Origin of the sequence: Lysobacter sp. 22409, assembly GCF_052045105.1 — a bacterium.
Taxonomy (GTDB): Bacteria; Pseudomonadota; Gammaproteobacteria; order Xanthomonadales; family Xanthomonadaceae; genus Lysobacter; species Lysobacter antibioticus_B.
Genome location: NZ_JBQEOE010000098.1, coordinates 1 through 4,127 on the forward strand (window position 1 = coordinate 1; position 4,127 = coordinate 4,127).

Annotated in this window: 3 protein-coding genes; 2 read left to right on the forward strand and 1 reads right to left on the reverse strand. The window is 65.6% G+C overall.

What is annotated here, in order from left to right:
- Nucleotides 1-279 precede the first annotated feature (279 nt).
- Entirely contained in the window at nucleotides 280-1,071 is a 792-nt protein-coding gene (locus ACTJJK_RS23065; RefSeq protein WP_223620359.1) for a DODA-type extradiol aromatic ring-opening family dioxygenase, read from the reverse strand.
- Nucleotides 1,072-1,297: 226 nt separating this feature from the next.
- Here ACTJJK_RS23065 and ACTJJK_RS23070 point away from each other — a divergent pair, with 226 nt between their 5' ends.
- Entirely contained in the window at nucleotides 1,298-2,755 is a 1,458-nt protein-coding gene (locus tag ACTJJK_RS23070) for a bifunctional 2-methylcitrate dehydratase/aconitate hydratase (protein WP_031374247.1), read from the forward strand.
- Between the two features lie 230 nt (nucleotides 2,756-2,985).
- Nucleotides 2,986-4,074, forward strand: a complete 1,089-nt coding sequence (locus tag ACTJJK_RS23075; RefSeq protein WP_440731355.1) for an OmpA family protein — start codon at nucleotides 2,986-2,988, stop codon at nucleotides 4,072-4,074.
- Nucleotides 4,075-4,127: the final 53 nt, after the last annotated feature.

Here is a 4,127-nt window from a genome sequence, read left to right on the forward strand (position 1 = left end):
AGGGCTCTCCTTGCAAGGGCACAGGCCACGAGTGCGATGCTAGCGCCGGGATTTTTCGATAAGACGTCCCTGTCTTATCGAAAAACGGCGCACGTCCTGTGCGCCGCCCTACGGGTCTACGGTTGACCGGTAAAGCGGCAAGAGCCACGGCAGATCAAAATCACGGCAACGGCAACGGCAACGGCCGTCGCTGCTCTTGAGTAGGAGCGGCGCGAGCCGCGACCGCGCAACTGCATGCGCGACGAAACGCATGCGCCCTGCTAAACCTTCAACCCATCCTCAATCGAACGCGAACGCATCCAGCGCCAACGACCCCATCTCGTGCGAACGATGGATCGTGCGCACCCTCGGTTCGTCGCCGGCCGCGCCCATCGCCACGAACAGCGGCATCAGGTGTTCGACGGTCGGATGCGCATGACGCGCGTGCGGGGCCTGTTCCTGCCAGTCGAGCAGGGCCGCGTGGTCGCCGGCGGCGAGTTTGTCGTGCATCCAGGCGCTGAACTCGGCCGCCCACGGCGGCATCGGTGCGTCGCGGTGGCGCCAGTCCAGGTCGCCCAGGTTGTGCACGAAACCGCCCGAACCGATCACCAGCACGCCTTCGTCGCGCAACAGCGACAAGGCGCGGCCGACGGCGTAGTGCTCGGCGGCGGTGCCGTGCGGCATCACCGACAACGGCACTACCGGGATGTCGGCCTGTGGGTACATGCGCCGCAGCGGCACCCACACGCCATGGTCGAGGCCGTGGTGATCGCGCAGCTTGGCCGGCAGGCCGGCAACCACCAGGCGATCGAAGACTTCCTCGGCCAGGTCCGGCGAGCCGGCGGCGGGGTAGTGGATCTGGTACAGCGGCTCGGGGAAGCCGCCGAAGTCGTGCACGGTGTGCGGGCGGACGTGGCCGCCGACCATAGTCCGGTCGGTCATGAAATGCGCCGAGGCGATCACGATCGCGCGCGGCCACGGCAGTTGCTGGCCGAGGTCGTCGAGAAAACGCCCGGCGGGCGTGTCCTCGATCGCCAGCATCGGCGAACCGTGGGAAAGGAACAGCGTCGGCAGGCGAGTCGGGATGTCCATGACCCCAGGGTGATCCCGCTCGCGCTGTTTTCCAAGTTGGGCCGCTGCGCTGGATCGTTCTGTGGCTGTGCTCAATGCCCAGAATGAGGCTGCATTGTTGAGCGCGCTCGAGCGAGGCAAGGACGTCCGCCACAGAACCGCAAGTGGGACAGGCGGACGGCCGACCCCGCCGCGTCGTCCGGGTCTGGCAAAATAGCGGGCTCACTCACCCGCAGGCCCCTTGCACATGAGCCATTTCGATATCCGTTCGACCGTCCGTCCCGACCCCGACAAGCCGATGGTGGACATCGCCGACTACGTCGCCGATTACAAGATCGATTCGAAAGAGGCTTACGACACCGCCCGCTACATGCTGCTGGACTCGCTGGCCTGCGCCGCGCTGGCGATGGACCACAAGGAATGCCTGAAGCACCTCGGCCCGCTGGTGCCGGGCGCCGAGATGAAGGGCGGCGCACGCGTCCCCTACACCGGCTTCGAGCTCGACCCGGTCCAGGCCGCCTACAACATCGGCGTGCAGATCCGCTGGCTCGACTTCAACGACACCTGGCTCGCCGCCGAATGGGGCCACCCCTCCGACAACCTCGGCGCCATCCTCGGCGTCGCCGATTACCTGGGCCGCAAGGCCGAGGCCGAAGGCGGCCAGGCGATGACCGTGCGCGACGTGCTCGGCCACGCCATCAAGGCCCACGAGATCCAGGGCGGCTACGCCCTCAAGAACTCGTTCAACCGCGTCGGCCTCGACCACGTGATCCTGGTCCGCCTGGCTTCGACCGCCGTCACCACCCAGATGCTCGGCGGCGACAAGGACGCCATCGTCACCGCGGTCTCGCATTCGTGGATCGACAACGGCGTGCTGCGGACCTACCGCCACGCCCCGAACACCGGCCCGCGCAAGAGCTGGGCCGCCGGCGACGCCTGCCGCCGCGCCGTCACTCACGCCCTCAACGCCGTCAAGGGCGTGGTCGGCTACCCGAGCGCGCTGTCGGTCAAGACCTGGGGCTTCTACGACATCGCCTTCAAGGGCAAGCAGTTCGAGTTCGAGCGTCCGTTCGGCAGCTACGTGATGGAGAACGTGCTGTTCAAGATCAGCTTCCCGGCCGAGTTCCACGCCCAGACCGCGGTCGAGTGCGCGATGAAGCTGCACGAGCAGGTCAAGGACAAGCTGGACCAGATCGAGCGTATCGAGCTGGAGACCCAGGAAGCCGGCGTGCGCATCATCGACAAGACCGGCCCGCTGGCGAACTACGCCGACCGCGACCACTGCCTGCAGTACATGGTCGCCGTGCCGCTGATCTTCGGCCGCCTGACCGCCGACGACTATGTCGACGCCATCGCCGCCGACCCGCGCATCGACGCCCTGCGCGACAAGATGACGGTCAAGGAGAACGAGCAGTTCACCAAGGACTACTTCGACCCCGACAAGCGCTACATCGGCAACTCGGTGCAGGTGTTCTTCAAGGACGGCAGCTCGACCGACAAGGTCTCGATCGACTACCCGATCGGCCACCGCAAGCGCCGCGCCGAAGGCATCCCGGTGCTGATGGCCAAGTTCGAGGCCGCCGTGCGCGCCAAGCTGCCGGCCGCCCAGGCCGACCGCCTGCTGGCCCTGGCCAACAACCCGGCCGAGCTGGAAGCGCTGCCGGTGACCGAGTTCATGAGCCTGTTCGCGCAGCCGGCCCGTTAATCAACACCCCGGATGTGCACAACCATCGTTTGGATTCGGTACGCCCAAACTGAATGGACCGCGACCAGGTTCCATAATTCATGGAACTTGGTCGAATGTTAGACGGTTGTTAACACCGCTTTCACGTTGGCAAACCTACTCTGCGCGGGATGGCGTCATCAGGCGGCCGTCCTGAACGGTAGAAACCTCGCAGACGCGGTTTCCATATTTTTGAACCAAGGAGCTACAAGATGAATAAGAAACTCCTCTGCGCCGCCCTGCTGGGTGGCCTGAGCCTTGCCCAGGTCGCCAGCGCGCAGGACTTCGACGATCGTTGGTACCTGACCGGCGCTGCCGGCATGAACATCCAGGACAACGACCGCGGTACCCGCAATGCTCCGTTCGGTGCGATCGGCCTCGGCAAGTTCCTCAACAAGAACTGGTCGCTCGACGGCGAGCTGAACTATCAGAACCCGAAGTTCGACGCCAACCAGGACGCCAACTGGAGCCAGTACGGCATCTCGTTGGACCTGCGCCGCCACTTCGTCACCGACGGCCGCAACTGGAACCCCTACCTGCTGATGGGCCTGGGCTACCAGCGTTCGGAAGAGGAATATTTCATCCCGTCGCCGCTGTCGCCGGCTGACCGCAAGGACGGCAACTTCGCCGCCAAGGTCGGCGTCGGTATCCAGGGCGACCTGGGCCGCGTCGGTATCCGTACCGAACTGGCATACCGCGCCGATTTCGACGACAGCAGCGTCAACGCTCCGTCGGAAGACTGGTTCGGCGACGTGCTGGCTTCGGTCGGCATCGTGGTGCCGCTGGGTCCGGAACCCACCGCTCCGGTCGGTCCGGCTCCGGTGGTTGAGCCGGGCTGCGCCGACAAGGACGACGACGGCGACGGCGTGAACAACTGCGACGACAAGTGCCCGGGTTCGCAGGCTGGCCAGACCATCGGTCCGGACGGCTGCCCGGTGCCGGTGACGATCGACCTGAAGGGCGTCAACTTCGACTTCGACAAGGCCACGCTGCGTCCTGACGCGGTGGCGATCCTGAACGAAGCCGCTGAGATCCTGAAGCGTTACCCCGACCTGAAGGTCGAGGTGGCCGGTCACACCGACTCGAAGGGCACCGATGCGTACAACCAGAAGCTGTCGGAGCGTCGCGCGAAGGCTGCGTACGACTACCTGACCAGCAATGGCGTGGACGCTGGCCGTCTGGTGGGTCCGGTGGGTTACGGCGAGAGCCGTCCGATCGCTCCGAACACCAACGAAGACGGTTCGGACAATCCGGAAGGCCGTGCGAAGAACCGTCGCACCGAGCTGAACGTCCAGAACTAAGCGACACCCGCGGGTTCTTCGGAACCTGCACCGCAACACCCGAAGCCCGGCCT